At 51.5% G+C, this 25736-nt stretch carries 22 protein-coding genes and 1 other annotated feature; of the genes, 11 read left to right on the forward strand and 11 right to left on the reverse strand.

What is annotated here, in order from left to right:
• Positions 1-32 precede the first annotated feature (32 nt).
• The 6 genes from WC5_RS09730 to acrA all read right to left on the reverse strand — a co-directional run bounded on the left by WC5_RS09730 (position 33) and on the right by acrA (position 6880).
• Positions 33-503 (reverse strand): YlaC family protein, encoded by a 471-nt coding sequence (locus WC5_RS09730; RefSeq protein ID WP_010351650.1) that lies wholly within the window; start codon positions 501-503, stop codon positions 33-35.
• Positions 504-617: 114 nt separating this feature from the next.
• A complete protein-coding gene (gene maa / locus WC5_RS09725) occupies positions 618-1169 on the reverse strand; it encodes a maltose O-acetyltransferase (protein ID WP_000102548.1) in 552 nt (183 codons plus the stop codon).
• Positions 1170-1340: 171 nt separating this feature from the next.
• The gene (hha, locus tag WC5_RS09720) at positions 1341-1559 is read right to left on the reverse strand and encodes a hemolysin expression-modulating protein Hha (protein WP_001280991.1); all 219 of its coding nucleotides are present in this window, start codon (positions 1557-1559) and stop codon (positions 1341-1343) included.
• A gap of 4 nt (positions 1560-1563) precedes the next feature.
• Complete coding sequence (gene tomB, locus WC5_RS09715) at positions 1564-1959, reverse strand: Hha toxicity modulator TomB (protein ID WP_000344801.1); 396 nt, start codon at positions 1957-1959, stop codon at positions 1564-1566.
• A gap of 555 nt (positions 1960-2514) precedes the next feature.
• Positions 2515-5664, reverse strand: coding sequence for an efflux RND transporter permease AcrB (gene acrB / locus WC5_RS09710; protein WP_001132458.1), 3150 nt, complete (start codon positions 5662-5664; stop codon positions 2515-2517).
• Between the two features lie 22 nt (positions 5665-5686).
• Positions 5687-6880, reverse strand: a complete 1194-nt coding sequence (gene acrA, locus WC5_RS09705; RefSeq protein WP_010347661.1) for a multidrug efflux RND transporter periplasmic adaptor subunit AcrA — start codon at positions 6878-6880, stop codon at positions 5687-5689.
• Positions 6881-7021: 141 nt separating this feature from the next.
• On the opposite strand from acrA, the gene acrR reads away from it, so the two are divergent.
• Positions 7022-7675 carry a multidrug efflux transporter transcriptional repressor AcrR gene (acrR, locus tag WC5_RS09700; RefSeq protein WP_000101734.1) on the forward strand — a complete coding sequence of 218 codons (654 nt, stop codon included), beginning with the start codon at positions 7022-7024 and terminating at the stop codon, positions 7673-7675.
• 121 nt (positions 7676-7796) lie between these two features.
• A complete protein-coding gene (mscK, locus tag WC5_RS09695; RefSeq protein ID WP_000177767.1) occupies positions 7797-11159 on the forward strand; it encodes a mechanosensitive channel MscK in 3363 nt (1120 codons plus the stop codon).
• A gap of 31 nt (positions 11160-11190) precedes the next feature.
• Here mscK and rsmS read toward each other — a convergent pair whose 3' ends face one another.
• Together rsmS and priC are read right to left on the reverse strand one after the other, a co-directional pair.
• Entirely contained in the window at positions 11191-11358 is a 168-nt protein-coding gene (rsmS, locus tag WC5_RS09690; protein WP_000051150.1) for a pleiotropic regulatory protein RsmS, read from the reverse strand.
• 13 nt (positions 11359-11371) lie between these two features.
• On the reverse strand, positions 11372-11899 hold the full coding sequence (gene priC / locus WC5_RS09685) for a primosomal replication protein N'' (protein WP_000858964.1): 528 nt from the start codon (positions 11897-11899) through the stop codon (positions 11372-11374).
• A 69-nt stretch (positions 11900-11968) separates the two neighbouring features.
• Here priC and WC5_RS09680 point away from each other — a divergent pair, with 69 nt between their 5' ends.
• The 8 genes from WC5_RS09680 to hemH all read left to right on the forward strand — a co-directional run bounded on the left by WC5_RS09680 (position 11969) and on the right by hemH (position 20028).
• Entirely contained in the window at positions 11969-12346 is a 378-nt protein-coding gene (locus tag WC5_RS09680; RefSeq protein ID WP_001188909.1) for a DUF454 family protein, read from the forward strand.
• 152 nt (positions 12347-12498) lie between these two features.
• The gene (gene apt / locus WC5_RS09675; RefSeq protein ID WP_001515901.1) at positions 12499-13050 is read left to right on the forward strand and encodes an adenine phosphoribosyltransferase; all 552 of its coding nucleotides are present in this window, start codon (positions 12499-12501) and stop codon (positions 13048-13050) included.
• A gap of 118 nt (positions 13051-13168) precedes the next feature.
• Positions 13169-15100 (forward strand): DNA polymerase III subunit gamma/tau, encoded by a 1932-nt coding sequence (dnaX, locus tag WC5_RS09670; protein ID WP_016231608.1) that lies wholly within the window; start codon positions 13169-13171, stop codon positions 15098-15100.
• Positions 14433-14497, forward strand: a sequence feature (DnaX frameshifting element). Its footprint overlaps the gene before it by 65 nt.
• 52 nt (positions 15101-15152) lie before the next feature.
• Positions 15153-15482 carry a YbaB/EbfC family nucleoid-associated protein gene (locus WC5_RS09665; protein WP_001515903.1) on the forward strand — a complete coding sequence of 110 codons (330 nt, stop codon included), beginning with the start codon at positions 15153-15155 and terminating at the stop codon, positions 15480-15482.
• Entirely contained in the window at positions 15482-16087 is a 606-nt protein-coding gene (recR, locus tag WC5_RS09660; RefSeq protein ID WP_001195027.1) for a recombination mediator RecR, read from the forward strand. The genes WC5_RS09665 and recR overlap by 1 nt, the downstream gene beginning before the upstream one ends.
• Positions 16088-16196: 109 nt before the next feature.
• The gene (htpG, locus tag WC5_RS09655; RefSeq protein ID WP_000678201.1) at positions 16197-18071 is read left to right on the forward strand and encodes a molecular chaperone HtpG; all 1875 of its coding nucleotides are present in this window, start codon (positions 16197-16199) and stop codon (positions 18069-18071) included.
• A gap of 218 nt (positions 18072-18289) precedes the next feature.
• The gene (gene adk, locus WC5_RS09650) at positions 18290-18934 is read left to right on the forward strand and encodes an adenylate kinase (RefSeq protein ID WP_001313630.1); all 645 of its coding nucleotides are present in this window, start codon (positions 18290-18292) and stop codon (positions 18932-18934) included.
• Between the two features lie 131 nt (positions 18935-19065).
• Positions 19066-20028: a ferrochelatase gene (hemH, locus tag WC5_RS09645; protein ID WP_001250102.1), complete on the forward strand. Its 963-nt coding sequence runs from the start codon at positions 19066-19068 to the stop codon at positions 20026-20028.
• Here hemH and aes read toward each other — a convergent pair.
• Positions 20025-20984 (reverse strand): acetyl esterase, encoded by a 960-nt coding sequence (gene aes / locus WC5_RS09640; RefSeq protein ID WP_000801862.1) that lies wholly within the window; start codon positions 20982-20984, stop codon positions 20025-20027. The genes hemH and aes overlap by 4 nt on opposite strands.
• Before the next feature lie 151 nt (positions 20985-21135).
• Here aes and gsk point away from each other — a divergent pair, with 151 nt between their 5' ends.
• Positions 21136-22440 carry an inosine/guanosine kinase gene (gene gsk / locus WC5_RS09635; protein WP_000671589.1) on the forward strand — a complete coding sequence of 435 codons (1305 nt, stop codon included), beginning with the start codon at positions 21136-21138 and terminating at the stop codon, positions 22438-22440.
• Between the two features lie 120 nt (positions 22441-22560).
• Here gsk and ybaL read toward each other — a convergent pair whose 3' ends face one another.
• The gene (gene ybaL, locus WC5_RS09630; RefSeq protein WP_000546194.1) at positions 22561-24237 is read right to left on the reverse strand and encodes a YbaL family putative K(+) efflux transporter; all 1677 of its coding nucleotides are present in this window, start codon (positions 24235-24237) and stop codon (positions 22561-22563) included.
• Between the two features lie 237 nt (positions 24238-24474).
• Positions 24475-25695: a fosmidomycin MFS transporter gene (gene fsr, locus WC5_RS09625; protein ID WP_001251623.1), complete on the reverse strand. Its 1221-nt coding sequence runs from the start codon at positions 25693-25695 to the stop codon at positions 24475-24477.
• Between the last annotated feature and the right edge of the window lie 41 nt (positions 25696-25736).

Genomic DNA, 25736 nt, shown 5'->3' on the forward strand with positions numbered 1-25736 from the left:
CGCAGAGCTTACGCCTGGTGTGAAATCCTGACTTAAGATGTTGATTCGGCGCGAGCCAGGGTGAAAATATCGTAAAAAGACAGCTCACCTTTACGGGCGATCATTTTTTGCAACTGTTCTTTGTGGATATTCGCGACACGCGGCGAGTTCAGTATGGTTTCAACCAGCGCAGCAGGGACAAAGCGCGTGTTATACCATTCGCCGTTATAGCAAACGCGAAAATCCAGTACGTCGATATCTTCGTAGCGGTAGCGTGGGTAGACATCAAAAAAGAAGAAACCGTTGAGCAGGATGAATAACACTACCAGGAGCCAGACTGAACCTGACAGGGTTTCGGACTGCAACATCACTGCCAGCGTGGCAAAAAAGGCAACATACATGCCAATAAACAGCCCCGGATGTTTGCGGATAAAACTGATACTAAAGCGGGGCTTGTTGTCGCGTTTTTCGCGCGTATTCAGAGACTCTATCGTTTCGGTCAGCAGGCGTTGTATTTCGGTCATCTTTTGCCTTCGTGGTATCTGCAACTCTCCAGGGAACACCCTATTTTAACGTGGGAATGATATGAGAAAAGTAACAGATTAACTACAATTTTGCATAACAGTTGCAAATTGTAGTTACAGTTTTTTAATGATTCTGGCCGGGTTACCGCCTACGACAACATTATCAGGGACATCTTTGGTGACGACGGCTCCTGATGCCACTACGACGTTATCGCCAATAGTAACCCCCGGGTTAATGATGGCACGACCACCAATCCAGACGTTGTTACCGATAGTCACCGGTTTCCCTAGTTCAGCACCGCTATTACGTGCTACGGGATCGACAGGATGGGTCGCGGTATAAATATGGACGCCAGGCGCCAGCATACAATTATCGCCTATACGAATAGGGCAGACATCAAGCATCACGCAATCGAAGTTCGCGTAAAACCCTTTACCGAGAAAAATGTTATAGCCATAGTCGCAGCGAAAGGAGGGCTCAATATACGCATCCGCAACCTGACCGAGTAAATCGGTGAGGATTTGTTGGCGTAATGATTGATCTTCCGGCAAGGAATGATTGTATTGGTGAATAAGCTGACGAGCGCGCAGGCGATCGCGAGATAAAGTCTCATCTGCCGAGCGATACAACTCACCAGCAATCATCTTTTCTTTTTCTGTGCTCATTACTGACGACCCGGTTGCTGGAAATGGGGCAACACAGTAATACGAAATGTCAGTGATGAGAACGTTCCCGTTACCTCTGTGTGACGGAGGTAACACGCGGCATGTCGTCATAGTAAAAATAAAATATGTCTAATAAACAGATGGTTATAGTTCAGGGGTTATACTGTTTAATTATCGAATAAATTTCCACACCGAGGAAGGGATTTTGTCGTAAAGCTTATTCATGGTCAATTCTGCAAGACGGTGATCTGCGGCTGAGTAAAATACCGCCAGTTCATTATCTGATAATTCGTATTTATTTTTCTCGATAACACGTTCCAGCGTGTCAATTGTCTGACAACGACGCAAACGCATCAAATAATCGGTTTTCGTTAAAGGCTTATCGGACATACTTCTACCCATGGTTGTAATAATTAGAACAAGATAAACTCGCAGGATTCTCTTTAGTGGCGTTCACAAAACAACGGAACAGTCGGTTACCTGACTTCCGCCATTTCTGGAGATCCTGCATATTAATACCATAACTACTGAACAACATAAAGGTGTCGTCCAGATATTCATCTATCTGCTCAATGAGCTTATTGTCTTCATTATACTTAATTTTGTAATTAAGTGCGAAGGTCGCAATATGCTCAATGAGTTCATTTAGCTGCAGATTGATAGCCGAGGTAGGGTCGTTAACCCAACCATGATTGCTTTCTTCAAGGTTTGCAAGACAGTCATGATACAGGGTTTCGCAGAGAAATTTAAGCTGTGCAATATCATGTCTTTTTGGTGAGTATTCATCCATAACGCGTCCCCTTCTTAGTGGTTGAACTAACGGACACCTTTCGGGGTGGGAAAACCTACTGACCTGGACTTGCCCTCACAGTTGTTAGATTAACTATAATCCACTCTATGAAGGTTTTCATCGCATTATTACGAAAAATTACAATTAGTGGGAGGAGAGGGAAAAGGCTTACTTTTTCACCTTGCATCAACCACGTAAAGGCTAAAGCAGTTTGTTTGATGCTATTCATAACGTAATCAGGATCCTTGCGTCGGGGGTGATAAAATGAGACGGGAATTTGTCACACTAATACCCAGGATTACTCTGATTATGATGTAATTGATATGAATAAATAAAGGATTGCCGCAAATAATTAAGAATAGCCTCTAGATGTCTATGGGTTATTATACCTATTGCTACCACTTAATATAAATTAACTAACAATAAGCATTTTTTATGAATTTTATGTAGCGTTAAAACTAACTTCCGTTTGTGAGCTTAGCTGTAAACATTGTTATTTTAAGATTATACGTATTAAAAAGGCCGCTTACGCGGCCTTAGTGATTACGAGATCTATCAATGATGATCGACAGTATGGTTATGTTCGATATCTTCATTCTTGCGACTAAAGCGGCGGCGAACCACCACAAAGAACACCGGAACGAAGAAGATTGCCAGTACCGTTGCCGTCACCATCCCGCCCATTACGCCGGTCCCTACTGCGTTTTGTGCTCCGGAACCAGCACCAGTGCTGATAACCAGCGGCATAACACCGAGGATAAACGCCAGTGAGGTCATCAGGATTGGGCGTAAACGCATACGCACCGCGTCCAGAGTTGCTTCAATCAGACCTTTACCTTCTTTATCCATCAAGTCTTTGGCGAATTCGACGATAAGTATCGCGTTCTTCGCCGACAGCCCAATGGTTGTAAGCAGGCCCACCTGGAAGTATACGTCATTGGTTAAGCCACGGAAGGTGGCTGCCAGCAACGCACCGATAACCCCCAGCGGAACAACCAGCATAACGGAGAACGGAATCGACCAGCTCTCATACAGCGCCGCCAGACACAGGAACACCACAATCAACGAAATTGCGTACAGCGAAGGCGCCTGGTTGCCAGAGAGACGTTCCTGATAGGACATCCCCGTCCAGTCGTAGCCAACCCCCGTAGGCAGTTTGCTCGCCAGTTGTTCCATCAACGCCATCGCTTCACCGGTACTCTTACCCGGTGCCGCCTGACCTAAGATCTCCATGGATGGCAGACCGTTGTAACGTTCCAGACGTGGCGAACCGTATTCCCAACGGGAAGAGGAGAACGCCGAGAATGGCACCATCTGACCATTAGCAGCGCGGACATACCAGTTACCGATATCTTCCGGCAACATGCGGTATTTCGCTTCTGACATCACGTAAACTTTCTTCACACGACCACGGTCGATAAAGTCGTTCACGTAGCTGCCACCCCATGCCGCACCCAGAGTGGTGTTAATGTCGTTGATAGAAACACCCAGCGCCTGAGCTTTTTCCTGGTCGATATCAATCTTAAACTGCGGCGTGTCTTCCAGACCGTTTGGACGCACGCTGGTCAGCAGATCAGGATGTTTCGCTGCTTCGCCCAGCAACTGGTTACGTGCCTGGGTCAGTTTTTCGTGACCGAGGCCGGCCTGGTCAATCAACTCAAAGTCAAAACCGGTTGCCGTACCCAGTTCCACAATCGCAGGCAGGTTAAAGGCGAACACCATCGCATCTTTAATCTGCGAGAAGGCGCGCGTTGCACGCGTGGTAATTGCTTCAACTTTGTTCTCATCACCCGGACGGTCAGCCCAGTCCTTCAACGAAACGAACGCAATACCCGTGTTCTGACCACGTCCCGCAAAGCCGAAGCCGTTAACGGCGAACACCGACTCAACGTTGTTCTTTTCTTTGGTCAGATAGTAATTCGTCACTTCGTTGAGCACTTTCTGCGTGCGTTCCTGCGTTGCGCCTGCAGGCAGCTGAACCATGGTCATAAATACGCCCTGGTCTTCATCCGGCAAGAAGGAGCTTGGCAGACGCACAAACAGATAGGCCATGCCGACCACGATGATCAGATACAGCACCAGATAACGCCCCGTACTGCGCAGAATACCGCCTACGCTGTCGGTGTAGTGGTGCGTGCTCTTCTCGAACATGCGGTTAAACCAGCCAAAGAAGCCTTTTTTGCCTTCACCGTGATCGCCTTTAGCGATAGGTTTTAGCATGGTCGCACAAAGCGCCGGAGTCAGGATCAACGCCACCAGTACTGACAGTGCCATTGCCGAAACAATGGTAATGGAGAACTGACGATAGATTGCACCAGTCGAACCGCCGAAGAAGGCCATCGGTACGAATACCGCAGAGAGCACCATCGCGATACCAACCAGCGCGCCCTGAATCTGCCCCATCGATTTACGAGTGGCTTCTTTCGGCGGCAAACCTTCTTCCGCCATCACACGTTCCACGTTTTCTACGACAACGATGGCGTCATCCACCAACAGGCCGATAGCGAGCACCATCCCGAACATCGTTAGCGTGTTTATCGAGAAGCCAAAGGCTGCAAGGACCGCAAAGGTTCCCAGCAATACCACCGGAACGGCAATGGTTGGAATCAACGTCGCGCGGAAGTTCTGCAAGAACAGATACATTACCAGGAACACGAGGATGATCGCTTCAACCAGCGTTTTAACCACTTCGTGAATGGAGATTTTCACGAACGGCGTAGTGTCGTACGGGTAAACGATTTTCAGACCCGACGGGAAGAACGGCTCCATCTTCGCCAGTTCAGCACGGATAGCCGCAGCCGTATCCAGCGCGTTCGCACCGGTCGCCAGTTTGATACCCAGACCAGAAGCGGGTTGTCCGTTAAACTCCGCGATGATGTCGTAGTTCTCACCACCCAGCTCAATTTTCGCCACATCACGCAGCAGTACGCGGGAACCGTCCTGATTCACTTTCAGCAGAATTTTGCCGAACTCTTCAGTGGAGGTCAGACGCGTCTGAGCAATAATAGAGGCATTAAGCTGCTGGCCTTTCACCGGCGGCGTACCACCGAGCTGACCGGCTGCGACCTGGGCGTTCTGTGCTTTGATAGCAGTAATGACATCAACCGGCGTTAACTGGTATTTGTTCAGCTCATTCGGGTTCATCCAGATACGCATTGCATACTGTGAACCGAACAGCTGAACGTCACCGACGCCTGATGTACGGCTGATGGCATCTTTCATATTCGCCGCTACATAGTCAGAGATATCCTCCTGCGTCATGGAGCCATCGGTGTTGATAACGCCGACAACCATCAGGAAGCTACTGGAAGATTTCTCAACGCTCACCCCTTGCTGCTGTACTTCCTGCGGCAGTAATGGCATCGCCAGTTGCAGTTTGTTCTGCACCTGAACCTGAGCAATATCCGCATCAGTACCAGACTCAAAGGTCAGGGTGATCTGCACAGTACCCGTGGAGTCACTGTTGGAGGACATGTACATCAGGTTATCGATACCGTTCATATTCTGTTCGATAACCTGTGTAACAGTATCCTGCACTGTTTTTGCATCAGCGCCAGGATAGGAAGCGGAGATCGTTACTGCCGGCGGTGCAATCGTAGGATATTGCGCCACCGGCAGTTTGAGGATCGCCAGCCCCCCTGCCAACATGATGATGATGGCGATCACCCACGCAAAAATCGGGCGATCAATAAAGAAATTAGGCATGTCTTAACGGCTCCTGTTTAAGTTAAGACTTGGACTGTTCAGGCTGAGCACCGCTTGCGTCTTGCTGGTTGTTATCAGCGGTTATCTCTTGTGCTTTCACCTGGACACCAGGACGCACTTTCTGCAGCCCACTTACTACTACTCGTTCGCCTGCTTTCAGCCCCTCAGTCACCAGCCACTTATCGCCAATGGCCTGGCTTGCGACGATCGGACGAGTTTCCACTTTGTCATCCGCGCCAACGACCAGTACGGTAGCTTCGCCGCGTGGTGTACGAGTTACACCTTGTTGCGGAACTAAAATGGCGGTTGGATTAAGCCCTTCTTCCAGACGTGCGCGCACGAACATACCCGGCAGCAGGGTGTGATCCGGGTTCGGGAAGATAGCGCGTAAAGTGATAGAACCGGTGGTCTGATCAACGGTAACGTCAGAGAACTCCAGCGTACCGTCCTGCGGGAACTTAATGCCGTCACTGGTGATCAGCGACACTTTGGCTTTACCGTTCTCTTGCTTCAGTGTGCCGTTGGCGAGTTCTTGTTTCAGACGCAGGAAATCGTTACTGGACTGAGTAACATCAACGTAGATCGGATCCAGTTGCTGCACGGTCGCCAGCGCAGTTGCCTGACCGTTTTGCACCAATGCGCCTTCCGTCACGTTCGATTTACCAATACGACCGGTAATCGGAGAGGTGACTTTGGTGTAAGCCAGATTGATGCGCGCGGTTTCAACAGCCGCTTTCGCCGCAGTGACAGCCGCATTTGCCTGTTGCGCATCAGCCAGCGCCTGATCGTACTCTTGCTTACTGATGTACTGAGTACCCAGCAGCTTCTGGTAACGATTAACAGTCAATTGCGCGATATTGGCTGCTGCCTGCGCTTTAGCCAGATCGCCCTTTGCACTGTCGTACGCCGCCTGATAGGTCGCAGGATCAATCTGATAGAGAGAGACACCTGCTTCGATGTCGCTACCTTCTTTGAAATTACGCTTCAGGATAATCCCGCTAACTTGAGGACGAACTTCTGCGATCCGGTAGGCACTGGTGCGACCCGGAAGCTCGGTTGTGATCTGCAGAGGTTCAGTTTTGACTGTTACTACCCCAACAGCGGGCATCTGCTGGCCACCTTGTTGGGCCTGTTTGTCGTCACATCCTGTAAGCGCTAAGCTGCCTGAGAGCATCAGAACGATCGCCAGAGGCGTAAACCCTCTGTTTTTGTTCATATGTAAACCTCGAGTGTCCGATTTCAAATTGGTCAATGGTCAAAAGTCGATAAACCCATTGCTGCGTTTATATTATCGTCGTGCTATGGTACATACATTCATAAATGTATGTAAATCTAACGCCTGTAAATTCACGAACATATGGCACGAAAAACCAAACAAGAAGCGCAAGAAACGCGCCAACACATCCTCGATGTGGCTTTACGTCTTTTCTCACAGCAGGGGGTATCATCCACCTCGCTGGGAGAGATTGCAAAAGCAGCAGGCGTTACGCGTGGTGCAATCTACTGGCATTTTAAAGATAAGTCGGATTTGTTCAGTGAGATCTGGGAGCTGTCAGAATCCAATATTGGTGAACTAGAGCTTGAGTATCAGGCAAAATTCCCTGACGATCCACTCTCAGTATTAAGAGAAATACTAATTCATGTTCTTGAATCGACGGTGACAGAAGAACGCCGTCGATTATTGATGGAGATTATTTTCCACAAATGTGAATTTGTCGGGGAAATGGCTGTTGTTCAACAGGCACAACGTAATCTCTGTCTGGAAAGTTATGACCGTATAGAACAAACGTTAAGACATTGTATTGAAGCGAAAATGTTGCCGGCAGATTTAATGACGCGTCGCGCAGCAATTATTATGCGCGGCTATATTTCCGGCTTAATGGAAAATTGGCTCTTTGCCCCGCAATCTTTTGACCTCAAAAAAGAAGCCCGCGATTACGTTGCCATATTGCTGGAAATGTATCTTCTTTGCCCTACGCTTCGTACACCGGCCACCAACGAAAAATCCTGAATCAGACTCCAGGATTTTTCCTGGACATTTTCGCTGTTGCTATTCTGGCTCTCTACGCCGTGCTATTCTAGCCGCTTGACTATTTCAGGTCGTTCTTCAGGTTCAGAAACCTTCATTCATCATGACTATGTTCCAGTATTACAAACGATCACGGCATTTTGTTTTTTCAGCATTTATTGCTTTTGTTTTGGTCTTGTTATGCCAGAACACGGCCTTTGCGCGGGCGTCATCGAATGGTGATCTACCGACGAAAGCGGATCTACAGGCACAACTTGACTCGCTTAATAAACAAAAAGATCTTTCTGCTCAGGACAAACTGATTCAGCAGGATCTGACAGACACATTAGCCACTCTCGATAAAATCGATCGCGTAAAAGAAGAGACGGTTCAGCTACGACAAAAAGTGGCTGAAGCGCCAGAAAAAATGCGCCAGGCGACCGCAGCGTTAACCGCACTTAGCGATGTGGACAACGACGACGAAACGCGCAAAATTCTGAGCACGCTTTCGTTGCGCCAACTGGAAACTCGCGTTGCTCAGGCGCTGGACGATTTGCAAAACGCACAAAACGATCTGGCGTCTTATAACAGCCAGTTAGTTTCTTTACAGACGCAGCCTGAACGCGTGCAAAATGCGATGTATACCGCCTCACAGCAGCTGCAACAAATTCGCAGCCGCCTGGATGGCACGGAAGTCGGTGAGACAGCCTTACGTCCCAGCCAGAAAGTGCTGATGCAGGCGCAGCAGGCTTTGTTGAATGCCGAGATTGACCAGCAACGTAAAAGCCTTGAAGGGAACACAGTCTTACAGGATACCCTGCAAAAGCAACGCGATTACGTGACGGCGAACAGCACTCGTCTGGAACATGAACTGCAACTATTGCAGGAGGCGGTGAACAGCAAGCGTCTGACATTAACTGAAAAAACGGCGCAGGAAGCGGTAACGCCGGACGAAGCTGCGCGTATTCAGGCTAATCCGCTGGTGAAACAAGAGCTGGAAATTAACCAGCAGTTAAGTCAGCGTCTGATTAGCGCCACTGAAAACGGCAATTTGTTGATGCAGCAAAACATCAAAGTCAAAAACTGGCTGGAGCGGGCGCTGCAATCGGAACGCAATATCAAAGAGCAGATTTCTGTCCTGAAGGGCAGCCTGCTGCTGTCACGTATTCTTTATCAGCAACAACAAACGCTGCCCTCGGCGGACGAACTGGAAAATATGACCAACCGCATTGCGGATTTGCGTCTCGAACAGTTCGAAGTGAACCAGCAGCGTGACGCACTCTTCCAGAGCGATGCTTATGTCGCCAAACTGGAAGAGGGTCATGCGAATGAAGTCAACGATGAAGTTCGTGACGCATTGTTGCAAGTAGTTGATATGCGTCGCGAATTGCTGGATCAGCTTAACAAACAGTTGGGCAACCAACTCATGATGGCCATTAACCTGCAAATCAACCAGCAACAGTTAATGAGCGTATCGAAAAACCTGAAATCCATCCTGACCCAGCAGATTTTCTGGGTGAACAGTAACCGCCCGATGGACTGGGACTGGATTAAAGCGTTCCCACAAACGCTGCAGGATGAATTCAAGTCGATGAAAATTACGGTGAACTGGGAAAAAGCCTGGCCTGCCGTCTTTATCGCTTTCCTCGCTGGTTTGCCGCTGCTGCTGATTGCCGGGTTGATTCACTGGCGTCTTGGATGGCTGAAAGCGTATCAACAAAAGCTGGCTTCCGCCGTAGGTTCCCTGCGTAACGACAGCCAGCTCAACACACCAAAAGCGATCCTTATCGATCTGATCCGCGCGCTGCCGGTGTGTCTGATTATTCTCGCCGTCGGTTTAATTCTGCTCACCATGCAGCTCAACATCAGTGAACTACTGTGGTCGTTCAGCAAAAAACTGGCGATTTTTTGGCTGGTATTTGGTCTGTGCTGGAAGGTGCTGGAGAAAAATGGCGTTGCTGTTCGTCACTTTGGTATGCCGGAACAGCAGACCAGCCACTGGCGTCGGCAAATTGTCCGCATCAGCCTCGCGTTGCTGCCGATCCATTTCTGGTCTGTGGTGGCAGAACTCTCCCCACTGCATCTGATGGATGATGTACTGGGACAGGCGATGATTTTCTTCAACCTGCTGCTGATTGCCTTTCTGGTGTGGCCGATGTGCCGCGAAAGCTGGCGTGATAAAGAGTCGCACACCATGCGTCTGGTCACCATTACCGTGTTGTCGATTATCCCGATTGCGCTGATGGTGCTGACCGCCACGGGTTATTTCTACACCACGCTGCGCCTCTCCGGGCGTTGGATTGAAACCGTTTATCTGGTGATCATCTGGAACCTGCTGTACCAGACCGTACTGCGCGGATTAAGCGTGGCGGCACGGCGTATCGCCTGGCGCCGTGCGCTGGCGCGTCGGCAGAATCTGGTGAAAGAGGGGGCTGAAGGCGCCGAACCGCCGGAAGAACCCACCATTGCACTGGAGCAGGTTAACCAGCAGACGCTGCGTATTACCATGCTGCTGATGTTTGCACTGTTTGGTTTGATGTTCTGGGCGATTTGGTCCGATTTGATCACCGTGTTCAGCTATCTCGACAGCATCACACTGTGGCATTACAACGGCACTGAAGCCGGGGCTGCGGTGGTGAAAAGCGTCACTATGGGCAGTCTGTTGTTTGCGATTATCGCATCGATGGTTGCCTGGGCGCTGATCCGCAACCTGCCTGGTTTGCTGGAAGTGCTGGTGCTCTCGCGGTTGAACATGCGCCAGGGCGCGTCGTACGCCATTACCACCATCCTTAACTACATCATCATTGCCGTTGGTGCGATGACAGTGTTTGGGTCGCTTGGTGTGTCATGGGATAAACTCCAGTGGCTGGCTGCGGCATTATCTGTAGGTCTGGGTTTTGGTTTACAAGAGATCTTCGGTAACTTCGTTTCTGGTTTGATCATCCTGTTCGAACGTCCGGTGCGCATTGGCGATACGGTAACTATCGGTACTTTCTCCGGAACGGTCAGTAAGATCCGTATTCGTGCAACGACTATTACGGACTTCGATCGCAAAGAAGTGATCATCCCGAACAAAGCGTTCGTAACCGAGCGTCTGATCAACTGGTCGTTAACCGACACCACCACTCGTCTGGTGATCCGTCTGGGTGTGGCTTACGGTTCTGATCTGGAAAAAGTACGCAGAGTCCTGCTTCAGGCAGCGACTGAGCATCCAAGGGTGATGCACGAACCGATGCCGGAAGTCTTCTTTACTGCGTTTGGCGCCAGCACGCTGGATCACGAGCTGCGCCTGTACGTTCGTGAACTGCGCGACCGTAGCCGTACTGTCGATGAACTGAACCGTACCATCGATCAGCTGTGCCGTGAAAACGACATCAACATTGCCTTTAACCAACTTGAAGTGCATCTGCATAACGAGAAGGGCGATGAAGTGACGGAAGTGAAACGAGACTACAAAGGCGACGATCCGACGCCTGCGGTAGGGTAATAACGAAAGGGGCGGCATTTAGCCGCCCCATTTATTTTTCGCTTTGAGCCTCATCATCGTTCTGTAATTTCTTTTCATAATCACGTTTTACAATATCCAGCGCGCGCAGCACGGTACTGGCTGGGATCTGATTTTCTTCCAGCAGCACAATTAAATCGACGGCCAGTTTGACATCGTCAGGGGCATTTTCCAGTGACATACTTTCTCCATTGCTAGCGAGTTAAACGCGCTAACCTGTTTTCGATTTTTTCCAGCGCATGGCGACACCGCGCCAGACGCGCTTCGTAGGCTTCTACTTCACGATGCAGCGTTTGCTGCTCTACTAAATCGGTTGCCTGTGCCAGACGGGCTTTACGTTCCGCTACCATCTCACGTAATCGCCGTTCAAAATCCTGATGTTGAATCCTTTTTCGTTGCCAGCGGGCAATTTTTGGCGGCGCGCTGTCCCACTCGCGCAGTGACCAGGATGCCGCTTCACGGGCAATCGCTTCCAGTTGGGCGACCAGGTGTTCTGCCAGCCAGGCTACTTGCGGCAGCTGCTGCTGTTCGACTGCGTGACGAAGCGCAGCCATGTTATCGCCCGCCTCATCGAGACAAGCCTGTAACGTTGTCGCGCGAGTCTGAAAAAGATGCCTGTCGAAACGGGCGCTTAACGTGCTGAACTGCGCCACCGGGACACAACGCTGGCGCAGCGTGGCGAGCTGACCTTCCAGTTTTTCCAGCAGCAGGGTCGTTTTCACGATAAGACCTCAATGAAAATGATAATTGTTATGCTAAAGTAGCCACTCTGTAAGCTGACAACACTCAATATGCAACGAATCATTTTAATCATCATTGGCTGGCTGGCGGTAGTGTTGGGTACGCTGGGGGTGGTATTACCGGTATTACCGACTACGCCGTTTATCCTGTTGGCTGCCTGGTGCTTTGCCCGCTCTTCCCCGCGTTTTCACGCCTGGCTGCTGTATCGCTCATGGTTTGGTAGCTATTTACGCTTCTGGCAGAAATACCATGCAATGCCGCGTGGCGCAAAACCACGGGCGATTTTATTGATACTCGTGACTTTTGCTATTTCACTGTGGTTTGTGCATATGACGTGGGTACGCATTTTGTTGCTGGTGATCCTCACTTGTTTGCTGATTTTTATGTGGCGAATCCCAGTGATTGATGAAAAGCAAGAAAAGCACTGAAGCACAACAATCGCTGTTGCAATTATCGCCCACAGCCAGTACATTCTGGCGTTTTCGAGCACAGGCGCAGGCGGTCAAAGGTTAAACAAAAGTTACTTTTGATACGTTTAAAACGCGCCGTGAGTACCACCGTAACAAGCAGGCATACACTTATGACCGCGACTGCACAGCAGCTTGAGTATCTCAAAAATAGCATCAAAAGCATTCAGGACTACCCAAAACCCGGCATTCTGTTCCGTGATGTCACCAGCTTACTGGAAGACCCGAAAGCTTACGCTCTCAGCATCGACCTGCTGGTTGAGCGTTACAAAAATGCGGGTATTACCAAAGTTGTCGGCACCGAAGCACGTGGCTTCTTGTTTGGTGCTCCGGTAGCATTGGGGCTGGGCGTAGGTTTTGTTCCGGTACGTAAACCGGGCAAACTGCCGCGCGAAACCATCAGCGAAACTTACGAACTGGAATACGGCACCGATAAGCTGGAAATCCACGTTGATGCCATTAAACCTGGTGACAAAGTATTGGTAGTCGACGATTTGCTGGCAACTGGGGGCACCATTGAGGCGACAGTGAAATTGATCCGTCGTCTGGGCGGTGAAGTCACTGACGCTGCATTCATCATTAATCTGTTCGACCTCGGCGGTGAACAGCGTCTCGAAAATCAAGGCATTACCTGTTATAGCCTTGTCCCGTTCCCGGGCCACTAATTTTCGACAGCCCGCGCCATGGGCAGCACAAGATGTACATTCAGCCTCGCCGTTCTGACGGGGCTGTGTTAGCATTACCCCTTCGTGAATCCACCTTCCAGCGTTTCAGAGCCTGCCAATGAGTTATCAGGTCTTAGCCCGAAAATGGCGCCCACAAACCTTTGCTGACGTCGTCGGCCAGGAACATGTGCTGACCGCACTGGCGAACGGCTTGTCGTTAGGGCGTATTCATCATGCTTATCTTTTTTCCGGCACTCGTGGCGTCGGAAAAACCTCTATCGCCCGACTGCTGGCGAAGGGGCTAAACTGCGAAACAGGTATTACCGCGACGCCGTGCGGCGTATGCGATAACTGCCGCGAAATCGAACAGGGGCGCTTTGTTGATCTGATTGAGATCGATGCCGCCTCGCGCACCAAAGTCGAAGATACCCGCGACCTGCTGGATAACGTTCAGTACGCGCCAGCGCGCGGTCGCTTTAAAGTCTATCTGATCGACGAAGTGCATATGCTGTCGCGCCACAGCTTCAACGCACTGTTAAAAACCCTTGAAGAGCCACCAGAGCATGTGAAGTTTCTGCTGGCAACCACCGATCCGCAGAAATTGCCGGTGACGATTTTGTCGCGCTGCCTGCAATTTCATCTCAAGGCGCTGGATGTCGAGCAAATTCGTCATCAGCTTGAGCACATTCTCAACGAAGAACATATCGCCCACGAGCCTCGGGCGCTGCAACTGCTGGCGCGCGCCGCTGAAGGCAGCCTGCGAGACGCGTTAAGTCTGACTGACCAGGCGATTGCCAGCGGTGATGGTCAGGTTTCTACCCAGGCGGTCAGTTCGATGCTCGGTACGCTCGACGACGATCAGGCGCTGTCGCTGGTCGAAGCGATGGTGGAAGCCAACGGCGAGCGTGTAATGGCGCTGATTAACGAAGCTGCTGCCCGTGGTATCGAGTGGGAAGCGTTGCTGGTGGAAATGCTCGGCCTGCTGCACCGCATTGCGATGGTACAGCTTTCGCCTGCTGCGCTTGGCAATGGTATGGCCGCCATTGAGCTGCGGATGCGTGAACTGGCACGCACCATACCGCCAACAGATATTCAGCTTTACTACCAGACGCTATTGATTGGTCGTAAAGAATTACCGTATGCGCCAGACAGACGCATGGGCGTTGAAATGACGCTATTGCGCGCGCTGGCGTTCCATCCGCGTATGCCGCTACCCGAACCGGAAGTGCCGCGCCAGTCCTTTGCGCCAGTCGCGCCGACGGCGGTAATGACACCAATGCAGGTGCCGCCACAGCCGCAATCAGCGCCGCAGCAGGCACCGACCGTTCCGCTCTCAGAAACCACCAGCCAGGTGCTGGCGGCGCGCCAGCAACTACAGCGCGCACAGGGAGCAACCAAAGCAAAAAAGAGTGAACCGGCAGCCGCTACCCGCGCGCGGCCGGTGAATAACGCTGCGCTGGAAAGACTGGCTTCGGTCACCGATCGCGTTCAGTCGCGTCCGGCACCATCGGCGCTGGAAAAAGCGCCAGCCAAAAAAGAAGCGTATCGCTGGAAGGCTACCACCCCAGTGATGCAACAAAAAGAAGTGGTCGCCACGCCAAAGGCGCTGAAAAAGGCGCTGGAACATGAAAAAACGCCAGAGCTGGCGGCGAAGCTGGCGGCAGAAGCCATTGAGCGCGATCCGTGGGCAGCACAGGTGAGCCAACTTTCGCTACCAAAACTGGTCGAACAGGTGGCGTTAAATGCCTGGAAAGAGGAGAACGGCAACACGGTGTGTCTGCATTTGCGCTCCTCTCAGCGTCATTTGAATAACAGCGGTGCACAACAAAAACTGGCTGAAGCGTTGAGTACGTTAAATGGCTCAACGGTTGAACTGACTATCGTTGAAGATGATAATCCAGCGGTGCGTACGCCGCTGGAGTGGCGTCAGGCGATATACGAAGAAAAACTTGCGCAGGCGCGCGAGTCCATTATTGCGGATAATAATATCCAGACCCTGCGTCGATTCTTCGATGCGGAGCTGGATGAAGAAAGTATCCGCCCCATTTGATCGTAAGCACAGCTTACGATCGTCATCCTTAACGTGATTGAGAGAGAAACCTATGTTTGGTAAAGGCGGTCTGGGCAACCTGATGAAGCAGGCCCAGCAGATGCAAGAAAAAATGCAGCAGATGCAGGAAGAAATCGCGAAGCTGGAAGTGACCGGCGAATCCGGCGCAGGTCTGGTTAAAGTGACCATCAACGGCGCACACAACTGCCGTCGCGTTGAGATCGACCCAAGCCTGCTGGAAGACGACAAAGAGATGCTGGAAGACCTGGTGGCTGCGGCATTCAACGATGCAGCACGTCGTATCGAAGAAACTCAGAAAGAAAAAATGGCCTCTGTTTCCTCCGGAATGCAGCTGCCGCCTGGCTTTAAGATGCCGTTCTGATGCAAACCAGCCCGCTGTTAACACAGCTTATGGAAGCACTGCGCTGTCTGCCGGGCGTTGGCCCGAAGTCGGCGCAGCGTATGGCGTTCACGCTGCTTCAGCGCGATCGTAGCGGCGGGATGCGTCTGGCGCAGGCGCTCACCCGGGCGATGTCGGAAATCGGTCACTGCGCCGATTGCCGCACCTTCACTGAGCAGGAAGTCTGTAACATCTGTTCAAACCCGCGTCGTCAGGAAAACGGTCAAATCTGCGTGGTGGAGAGTCCGGCGGACATCTACGCCATTGAGCAGACGGGGCAGTTTTCAGGCCGTTATTTTGTGTTGATGGGGCACCTGTCACCGCTGGACGGCATCGGACCGGATGATATCGGACTTGATCGTCTGGAACAGCGTCTGTCGGAGGAAAAAATCACCGAAGTGATCCTCGCCACCAACCCAACGGTCGAAGGTGAAGCCACCGCTAACTACATTGCCGAGCTTTGCGCGCAGTATGACGTGGAAGCCAGCCGTATTGCCCACGGCGTACCGGTTGGCGGCGAACTGGAAATGGTCGACGGCACCACGCTGTCGCACTCACTTGCCGGGCGTCATAAGATTCGTTTTTAAGCAAACGAGAGCAGGATCACCTGCTCTCGCTTGAAATTATTCCTCCTTGTCCCCATCTCTCCCTCATCCTGTTTTTAACCTTAAAATGGCATTATTGAGGTAGACCTACATGAAAGGACAAGAAACTCGTGGTTTTCAGTCAGAAGTGAAGCAGCTTCTGCATCTGATGATCCATTCTCTCTATTCCAATAAAGAAATCTTCCTGCGTGAGCTTATCTCTAACGCCTCCGATGCGGCGGACAAGCTGCGTTTCCGCGCGCTCTCTAACCCGGATCTGTACGAAGGTGACGGCGAACTGCGCGTTCGTGTCTCTTTCGACAAAGACAAGCGCACGCTGACTATTTCCGACAACGGCGTGGGCATGACCCGCGACGAAGTGATCGACCATCTGGGGACTATCGCTAAATCCGGCACCAAATCGTTCCTCGAATCCCTGGGTTCTGACCAGGCGAAAGACAGCCAGCTGATCGGTCAGTTTGGTGTTGGTTTCTACTCTGCGTTTATCGTGGCCGATAAAGTGACCGTGCGCACCCGTGCGGCAGGTGAAAAACCAGAAAACGGCGTATTCTGGGAATCGGCGGGCGAAGGTGAATACACCGTTGCCGATATCACCAAAGAAGATCGCGGTACTGAAATTACCCTGCATCTGCGCGAAGGCGAGGATGAATTCCTCGATGACTGGCGCGTGCGTTCCATCATCAGCAAATACTCCGACCATATCGCGCTGCCGGTAGAGATCGAAAAACGCGAAGAGAAAGACGGCGAAACCGTTATTTCCTGGGAGAAAATCAACAAAGCGCAGGCGCTGTGGACTCGCAACAAGTCGGAAATCACCGATGAAGAATACAAAGAGTTCTACAAACACATCGCCCACGACTTTAACGATCCGCTGACCTGGAGCCATAACCGAGTTGAAGGTAAGCAAGAGTACACCAGCCTGCTGTACATCCCGTCCCAGGCTCCGTGGGATATGTGGAACCGCGATCATAAACACGGCCTGAAACTGTACGTCCAGCGTGTGTTCATCATGGACGACGCAGAACAGTTCATGCCGAACTATCTGCGCTTCGTGCGTGGTCTGATTGACTCCAGCGATCTGCCGCTGAACGTTTCCCGTGAAATCCTCCAGGACAGCACAGTAACGCGTAACCTGCGCAATGCGCTGACCAAGCGTGTACTGCAAATGCTGGAAAAACTGGCGAAAGACGACGCGGAAAAATACCAGACCTTCTGGCAACAGTTTGGCCTGGTACTGAAAGAAGGTCCGGCGGAAGATTTCGCTAACCAGGAAGCGATCGCCAAACTGCTGCGTTTTGCTTCTACTCATACCGACTCTTCTGCTCAAACCGTGTCTCTGGAAGACTACGTTTCCCGCATGAAAGAAGGGCAGGAGAAAATCTACTACATCACCGCAGACAGCTACGCGGCAGCGAAGAGCAGCCCGCACCTGGAACTGCTGCGTAAGAAAGGCATCGAAGTTCTGCTGCTTTCCGACCGCATCGATGAGTGGATGATGAACTATCTGACTGAGTTCGACGGTAAACCGTTCCAGTCTGTGTCCAAAGTTGACGAGTCGCTGGAAAAACTGGCTGACGAAGTTGATGAGAGCGCGAAAGAAGCGGAGAAAGCACTGACTCCGTTTATCGACCGTGTGAAAGCCCTGCTCGGCGAGCGTGTGAAAGATGTCCGTCTGACTCACCGTCTGACCGATACGCCAGCGATTGTGTCTACTGATGCGGACGAAATGAGCACCCAGATGGCGAAACTGTTCGCTGCGGCGGGCCAGAAAGTGCCAGAAGTGAAATACATCTTCGAACTGAACCCGGATCACGTACTGGTGAAACGTGCGGCAGATACTGAAGATGAAGCGAAGTTCAGCGAGTGGGTAGAACTGCTGCTGGATCAGGCGCTGCTGGCAGAACGCGGCACGCTGGAAGATCCGAACCTGTTTATTCGTCGTATGAACCAGCTGCTGGTTTCCTGATGTAATGCCGGATGAATTTTATCCGGCATACAGATGAATGTGGTGCCGGATGACCTTCGTGTCATCCGGCATTTTTCTTTTCATTATCTGCACTTTCCGCAAATTATCTCCCCCTTAACCGTTTCAGCCCCAGGTGCCTTTCTTGAGGCAATCGCCTGATGGTGGTATCGTTTATCGCTTTTTCAAAAAATTCGACACATTTTAAGGGGATTTTCGCAATGCGTATCATTCTGCTTGGCGCTCCGGGCGCGGGGAAAGGGACTCAGGCTCAGTTCATCATGGAGAAATATGGTATTCCGCAAATCTCCACTGGCGATATGCTGCGTGCTGCGGTCAAGTCTGGCTCCGAGCTGGGTAAACAAGCAAAAGACATTATGGATGCTGGCAAACTGGTCACCGACGAACTGGTGATCGCGCTGGTTAAAGAGCGCATTGCTCAGGAAGACTGCCGTAACGGTTTCCTGCTTGACGGCTTCCCGCGTACCATTCCGCAGGCAGACGCGATGAAAGAAGCGGGCATCAACGTTGACTACGTTCTGGAGTTTGACGTACCGGACGAACTGATTGTTGACCGTATCGTAGGCCGCCGCGTTCACGCGCCGTCTGGTCGTGTTTATCACGTTAAATTCAATCCGCCGAAAGTCGAAGGCAAAGACGACGTTACCGGTGAAGAACTGACTACCCGTAAAGACGATCAGGAAGAAACCGTGCGTAAACGTCTGGTTGAATACCATCAGATGACTGCACCGCTGATCGGCTACTACTCTAAAGAAGCGGAAGCGGGCAACACCAAATACGCAAAAGTCGATGGCACCAAACCGGTTGCTGAAGTTCGCGCGGCTCTGGAAAAAATCCTCGGCTAATCAAGTTGCAGCAGATCTGCTTTCGGGCAGGTCTGCTCATCCTCCTCAGGCAATACCTCTCACAGCAATTAGTTCTTCTTCCTCACTTTTCCGCTACAATTATCAACAAGTTGAATCGATAAGAGGCGGTAATGCGTCAAACTAAAACCGGTATCCTGCTGGCAAACCTGGGTACGCCCGATGCCCCCACTCCTGAAGCGGTAAAACGCTACCTGAAACAATTTTTAAGCGACAGACGCGTAGTCGATACTTCACGGCTGTTGTGGTGGCCATTGCTGCGCGGCGTGATTTTGCCTCTGCGCTCGCCGCGTGTGGCGAAGCTGTATGCCTCTGTCTGGATGGAAGGTGGCTCGCCACTGATGGTTTACAGCCGCCAGCAACAACAGGCGCTGGCACAACGTTTACCGGATACGCCCGTGGCGCTGGGGATGAGCTACGGCACGCCATCGCTGGAAAGCGCCGTAGATGAACTACTGGCTGAACATGTTGATCATATCGTGGTGCTGCCGCTCTACCCGCAATACTCCTGTTCAACGGTCGGTGCGGTATGGGATGAACTGGCACGTATTCTGGCGCGCAAACGTAGCATTCCGGGGATATCGTTTATTCGCGATTATGCCGATAACCACGATTACATTAATGCGCTGGCGAATAGTGTTCGCGCCTCTTTTGCCAAACATGGCGAACCAGATTTACTTTTACTCTCTTATCACGGTATTCCCCAGCGTTATGCGGATGAAGGCGATGATTATCCGCAACGTTGTCGCACAACGACCCGCGAGCTGGCTTCTGCGCTGGGAATGGCACCGGAAAAAGTGATGATGACCTTTCAGTCGCGCTTTGGTCGGGAACCCTGGTTGATGCCTTATACCGACGAAACGCTGAAAATGCTGGGAGAAAAAGGTGTCGGCCATATTCAGGTGATGTGTCCGGGCTTTGCTGCGGATTGTCTGGAAACACTGGAAGAGATTGCCGAGCAAAACCGTGAAGTCTTCCTCGGTGCAGGCGGTAAAAAATACGAATATATTCCGGCGCTTAATGCCACGCCGGAACATATCGAAATGATGGCTAATCTTGTTGCAGCGTATCGCTAAAGCTGAGCGGTAAAGAATTGAGCGCCGTCGCGAAGAGCATCATCGGCGGTTTTCATCATCCGTGAATAATGCAAAAAGGCGTGCAGCGTTCCTGGGTAGAGTCTGAACTCACAGGGCTGCTGATGCGCCGCCAATGTCTGGTAAAGCAGGTGACTGTCATCCAGCAGCGGATCGAATTCTGCACCGGCGATATAGCAGGGGGGCACATCGCGAGTGAGATCGTTATTAAACAGGCAGTAATACGGCGACTCGCGGTCTGCTTCGTTGCTTAAATACGCCTCTTCATACATCTGCAAATCCTGTTGCGTTAAGCCATCCCAGTCACCGCCCAACAGACGGCGAGTCACGGAATCGCGTAATCCGTAAAGCCCATACCACAGCAAAACGCCCACAACTTTGCCGCAATCGATCTGCTTATCACGCAACCATAAAGCACTGGCGAGCGCCAGCATGGCGCCAGCGGAATCACCGGCAAAACCAATGCGTGACATATTGATCTGATAATCGCCCGCCTGCTGGTGGAAGTAACAACAGGCAGCCACGACTTCCTCTATCGCTTGCGGAAAACGCGCTTCAGGCGAAAGTGTGTAATCAATACCAATCACCGTACACTGGGTGTACTTTGCCAGCAGGCGCATAATGCGATCGTGGGTATCGAGATTGCCGAGAATAAAACCGCCGCCATGCAGATAAAACAACGTCGCCGGGCTATCCGGGTTCGGACAAAATTGCCGTGCTTCTACCTGACCATATTTTGTCGGAACCGCGTAAGCTCTGGTTTCCATTTCTGGAGCGCCAGCATTCCAGAATCGGCTCTCAAGCGTGTAATGCTGGCGTTGTTCGGCAATCGTTCCCGTTGCGGGCCAGGGCGGTAAATCGGGCTGAAGAGTATTAACAACCGCCTTCATTTCGGCAGAGATTAGCTCCAGCACGGGTAGTTTGTTTTCCGGCTTCATGCAAAAACTCCTTTCAAATTGCGTCATTGTAAGGAACATCTCCCATGAAAATGCGATCCCGTCGGCTGATATTGAAACTGCCTGCGTCTCGCGCGTTCAGGCATGATTGTGTTAACATTCGCCGTTCAGTTAACCACCCGTAAAAACAACCATGAAATTTCCCGGCAAACGTAAATCCAAACATTACTTCCCCGTAAATGCACGCGATCCGCTGTTGCAGCAAATCCAACCAGAAAACGAAACCAGCGCAGCCTGGGTGGTCGGTATCGACCAGACGCTGGTTGATATTGAAGCCAAAGTGGAAGACGATTTTATTGAACGTTATGGATTAAGCGCCGGGCATTCACTGGTCATTGAAGATGATGTTGCTGAAGCACTTTATCAGGAGCTGAAACAGAAAAACCTGATTACTCATCAGTTTGCAGGTGGCACTATTGGCAATACCATGCACAACTATTCTGTACTGGCAGACGACCGTTCGGTGCTGCTGGGCGTGATGTGCAGCAATATTGAAATTGGCAGCTACGCCTATCGTTACTTGTGCAATACATCCAGCCGTACCGATCTTAACTATCTGCAGGGCGTGGATGGCCCGATTGGTCGTTGCTTTACGCTGATTGGCGAGTCTGGCGAACGTACCTTTGCTATCAGTCCAGGTCATATGAACCAGTTACGGGCAGAAAGCATTCCGGAAGATGTTATCGCCGGAGCGTCGGCGCTGGTATTAACGTCCTATCTGGTGCGTTGCAAGCCGGGTGAACCGATGCCGGAAGCGACCATGAAAGCCATTGAGTATGCCAAAAAATATAACGTACCGGTGGTGCTAACGCTGGGTACTAAATTTGTCATCGCCGAGAATCCGCAATGGTGGCAGCAATTCCTCAAAGAGCACGTCTCCATCCTCGCGATGAACGAAGAAGAAGCCGAAGCGTTGACCGGAGAGAGCGATCCGCTGCTGGCATCTGACAAGGCGCTGGACTGGGTAGATCTGGTGCTGTGCACCGCCGGGCCCATCGGCTTGTATATGGCGGGCTTTACGGAAGACGAAGCGAAACGCAAAACCCAGCATCCGCTGTTGCCGGGCGCTATCGCGGAATTTAACCAGTATGAGTTTAGCCGCGCTATGCGTCATAAAGATTGCCAGAATCCGCTGCGTGTCTATTCGCACATTGCGCCGTACATGGGCGGACCAGAAAAAATCATGAACACCAATGGTGCCGGAGACGGTGCGCTGGCCGCGTTGTTGCATGACATTACCGCCAATAGCTATCACCGCACTAACGTGCCAAATTCCAGCAAGCATAAATTCACCTGGCTGACTTATTCGTCGTTAGCACAGGTGTGTAAATATGCTAACCGTGTGAGCTATCAGGTACTGAACCAGCATTCACCACGCTTAACGCGCGGTCTGCCGGAGCGAGAAGACAGCCTGGAAGAGTCTTACTGGGATCGTTAAGCCATCGAACCAATGACAGTCGGATGCGGCATAAACGCCTTATCCAACCTACGGAAGATGGCACGCGTAGGCCGGATAAGATGCGTCAGCATCGCATCCGGCAATGGCGACATTAATGTATTACCCCGTCACCACCTCGCCAGCCGGTGGTGTTTCCAGCAGTTCCAGCATAGTACGGGCGATTTCACGTTCACCCATCACCACCTGATTCGCGCCACGTTCGGTGATATACGCCACCTCATCGTCATAATGGGCGCGGGCGATAATCTCAATATCCGGGTTTTTGGCGCGAGCAGAGGCCACAATCTCGCCAGCTTCGTAACCGTTAGGAATGGTCAGAATCAGCCATTTTGCGCACTCCAGATGCGCCAGGTGCATAATCTCTTCATTCGCCGCGTTGCCCAGTACCGCGCGAACGCCACGCTCACGCAGTTCATCGACGCGGGTTCGTGATGTTTCAATCACCACTAACGGAATATCAGAGGCGAGTAATTTCTCGCCCAGCAGACTGCCTACACGACCGTAGCCAACCAGTAGCGCATGGTTGCAAATATCCACCGGGATCTGCTTCTCTTCTTCGATAGCCTCTTCCAGCGTCTGTTCTTCCAGCGTTTCGGTCTTTGCCAGATATTTTTCCAGCAGCGCGAACAGTACCGGGTTGAGCATAATAGACAGGATCGCGCCTGCCAGTACCAGGTTTTGCCCGGCCTGCGGCAGTAAATTTAATGCCATCCCCAGCCCCGCCAGGATAAACGCGAACTCACCAATTTGCGCGAGGCTGGCGGCGATAGTTAACGCCGTGCGCTGGGAGTGACCAAACAACCGAACGAGGAACAGTGCCGCAACTGATTTACCAAACAGAATAATCGCCAGCGTTGCCAGCACTGCCAGCGGTTGCTGAATCAGAATTAACGGATCAAATAGCATCCCAACGGAGACGAAAAACAGCACCGCAAACGCATCGCGCAATGGCAGCGTATCATGCGCCGCGCGGTGGCTAAGTTCGGATTCATTTAGCACCATCCCGGCGAAGAATGCGCCGAGTGCAAAGGAGACGTCAAACAGTTCTACCGCACCAAAAGCAATGCCTAATGCCAGCGCCAGCACCGACAGGGTAAACAGTTCTCGCGAACCGGTTGCTGCGCTTCGCGCCATAATCCACGGCACCAGACGGCGACCCACTAACATCATAATGGCGATAAATGCCACCACCTTGCCGATGGTGATTCCCATATCAACCGCCAGCGTCGCAAAGCCCACGTCGCCCTGTTCCAGCATTCCAGCCACTGCGGGCAGCAACACCAGCGTCAGAACCATTACCAGGTCTTCCACAATCAACCAGCCGATGGCGATTTGCCCGCGCTGACTGTCTATCAACTGCCGTTCTTCAAGCGCACGCAGCAGTACCACGGTACTGGCGGTAGAAAGACACAAACCGAACACGATGCCAGTCATTAACGACCAGCCGATCACGGCAGAAAGAGCCATACCCAGCAACGTCGCTACCGCTATCTGGGCGATCGCGCCGGGAATGGCGATGGACTTTACCGCCATCAAATCCTTGAGCGAAAAATGCAGACCGACGCCGAACATCAGCAGAATAACGCCCAGCTCCGCCAGCTCTGGTGCCAGTTTGGTATCGGCAACAAACCCTGGAGTAAAAGGTCCTGCCAGCACGCCTGCTAACAGATATCCCACCAGAGGAGAAATACGCAGTTTATTAGCAATCATGCCGAGGATAAAAGCGAGCACAAGGCCGCCAACAATGGTGGTGATAAGCGGGGTGGCGTGATGCATTCCGTCTCCTGTTCCTGGTGGTTGTTGTCCATTTTTGGCTGGGAAAACCAAAATTACAGGTAATAGTTTATGACAATTTCATAGTTGATGTTTATGAATAATTGTTGAATTTTGCAGAAAAATGGAATTAACCGCAAAAAAGGCACGGATCGGAAAAGTGATAAGGTGCAGGAAGAGGAAAGGCTTATGGCTACTGTAAAATGAGGCAGCCAAAGTTTACCTTTGGCTGCCTGGAAATCAGGATTTATGCCGGTTATCAGGCAAGAATATGGTCAACATACCAAGAAGTGGAAGGAAAGCACAGATTTTATAAACTAACTCGATACTGGTATGGTCGGCGATAAGCCCCAGAACCGCAGCACCCAGCCCCCCCATACCGAAAGCGAAACCAAAAAACAGTCCAGAAACCATGCCTATACGCCCCGGAAGTAGCTCCTGAGCGTAGACCAGAATGGCAGAAAACGCCGAGGCGAGGATAAATCCAATAATCACCGTTAAAACCCCCGTCCAGTACAGGCTGGCGTAGGGTAAAATCAGCGTAAACGGCGCAACGCCGAGGATAGAGCCCCAAATTACATATTTTCGACCAATTTTATCCCCGACAGGCCCGCCAATCACCGTACCCGCTGCGACGGCAAACAGGAAGGCAAACAGATGAAGCTGGGCATTCTGGATAGATAATCCGAATTTTTGCATCAGATAAAAGGTGTAATAGCTGCTGATGCTCGCCATATAGAAATATTTCGAGAAAATCAGCACTAACAGCACGCAAACAGCCAGTACGACCTTATTACGCGGCAGTGGATTGATTATTATTGCTTTGGGTTTGCCTTTACTCATCCGATGTTGTGCTGAGTACCAACGGCTGATTTGCGCCAGAACCACGATAGCCAGCAACGCCGCCAGCACAAACCATGCAACGTTGCCTTTGCCGTAAGGGGCAATGATGACCGCCGCCAGCAATGGCCCCAACGAACTGCCAAAGTTACCGCCCACCTGGAAGATAGATTGCGCCAGGCCATGACGTCCACCAGACGCCATACGCGCCACGCGGGAAGATTCCGGGTGAAAGACCGACGAACCCGTACCGACCAGCGCCGCCGCCAGCAGAACCGTACCAAAACTACCCGCCAGCGCCAGCAGTATCAGGCCGCTCATGGTAAAGCACATGCCAATCGGTAATGACCACGGCATTGGGTATTTATCTGTCCAGTAGCCGACTACCGGTTGCAGCAGCGAAGAGGCGAGCTGAAAGGTGAGGGTAATCATCCCAATCTGCATAAACGTCAGGGAAAACTCTGACTGAAGCAGCGGATAAATCGCCAGAATTAGCGATTGGATCATGTCGTTCAGCAGATGCGAGAGGCTGATTGCGCCTAAAATACCAAATGATGTACGAGCCTTAGTGGTCGATGCAGCCGCGCCCGCCGCAGGCTGGGTTTGTTCACTCATTGCCATAGGAAAGTCACTTTTTTAGAGTTGCGATGTAAAGAATTATC

Source organism: Escherichia sp. KTE114, assembly GCF_000407765.1.
Lineage (GTDB): Bacteria > Pseudomonadota > Gammaproteobacteria > Enterobacterales > Enterobacteriaceae > Escherichia > Escherichia ruysiae.

Coding starts and splice junctions, on each gene's coding strand:
- WC5_RS09730 (WP_010351650.1), bottom strand. CDS start 503: ATGACCGAAATACAACGCCTGCTGACCGAAACGATAGAGTCTCTGAAT.
- maa (WP_000102548.1), bottom strand. CDS start 1,169: ATGAGCACAGAAAAAGAAAAGATGATTGCTGGTGAGTTGTATCGCTCG.
- hha (WP_001280991.1), bottom strand. CDS start 1,559: ATGTCCGATAAGCCTTTAACGAAAACCGATTATTTGATGCGTTTGCGT.
- tomB (WP_000344801.1), bottom strand. CDS start 1,959: ATGGATGAATACTCACCAAAAAGACATGATATTGCACAGCTTAAATTT.
- acrB (WP_001132458.1), bottom strand. CDS start 5,664: ATGCCTAATTTCTTTATTGATCGCCCGATTTTTGCGTGGGTGATCGCC.
- acrA (WP_010347661.1), bottom strand. CDS start 6,880: ATGAACAAAAACAGAGGGTTTACGCCTCTGGCGATCGTTCTGATGCTC.
- acrR (WP_000101734.1), top strand. CDS start 7,022: ATGGCACGAAAAACCAAACAAGAAGCGCAAGAAACGCGCCAACACATC.
- mscK (WP_000177767.1), top strand. CDS start 7,797: ATGACTATGTTCCAGTATTACAAACGATCACGGCATTTTGTTTTTTCA.
- rsmS (WP_000051150.1), bottom strand. CDS start 11,358: ATGTCACTGGAAAATGCCCCTGACGATGTCAAACTGGCCGTCGATTTA.
- WC5_RS09680 (WP_001188909.1), top strand. CDS start 11,969: ATGCAACGAATCATTTTAATCATCATTGGCTGGCTGGCGGTAGTGTTG.
- apt (WP_001515901.1), top strand. CDS start 12,499: ATGACCGCGACTGCACAGCAGCTTGAGTATCTCAAAAATAGCATCAAA.
- dnaX (WP_016231608.1), top strand. CDS start 13,169: ATGAGTTATCAGGTCTTAGCCCGAAAATGGCGCCCACAAACCTTTGCT.
- WC5_RS09665 (WP_001515903.1), top strand. CDS start 15,153: ATGTTTGGTAAAGGCGGTCTGGGCAACCTGATGAAGCAGGCCCAGCAG.
- recR (WP_001195027.1), top strand. CDS start 15,482: ATGCAAACCAGCCCGCTGTTAACACAGCTTATGGAAGCACTGCGCTGT.
- htpG (WP_000678201.1), top strand. CDS start 16,197: ATGAAAGGACAAGAAACTCGTGGTTTTCAGTCAGAAGTGAAGCAGCTT.
- adk (WP_001313630.1), top strand. CDS start 18,290: ATGCGTATCATTCTGCTTGGCGCTCCGGGCGCGGGGAAAGGGACTCAG.
- hemH (WP_001250102.1), top strand. CDS start 19,066: ATGCGTCAAACTAAAACCGGTATCCTGCTGGCAAACCTGGGTACGCCC.
- aes (WP_000801862.1), bottom strand. CDS start 20,984: ATGAAGCCGGAAAACAAACTACCCGTGCTGGAGCTAATCTCTGCCGAA.
- gsk (WP_000671589.1), top strand. CDS start 21,136: ATGAAATTTCCCGGCAAACGTAAATCCAAACATTACTTCCCCGTAAAT.
- ybaL (WP_000546194.1), bottom strand. CDS start 24,237: ATGCATCACGCCACCCCGCTTATCACCACCATTGTTGGCGGCCTTGTG.
- fsr (WP_001251623.1), bottom strand. CDS start 25,695: ATGGCAATGAGTGAACAAACCCAGCCTGCGGCGGGCGCGGCTGCATCG.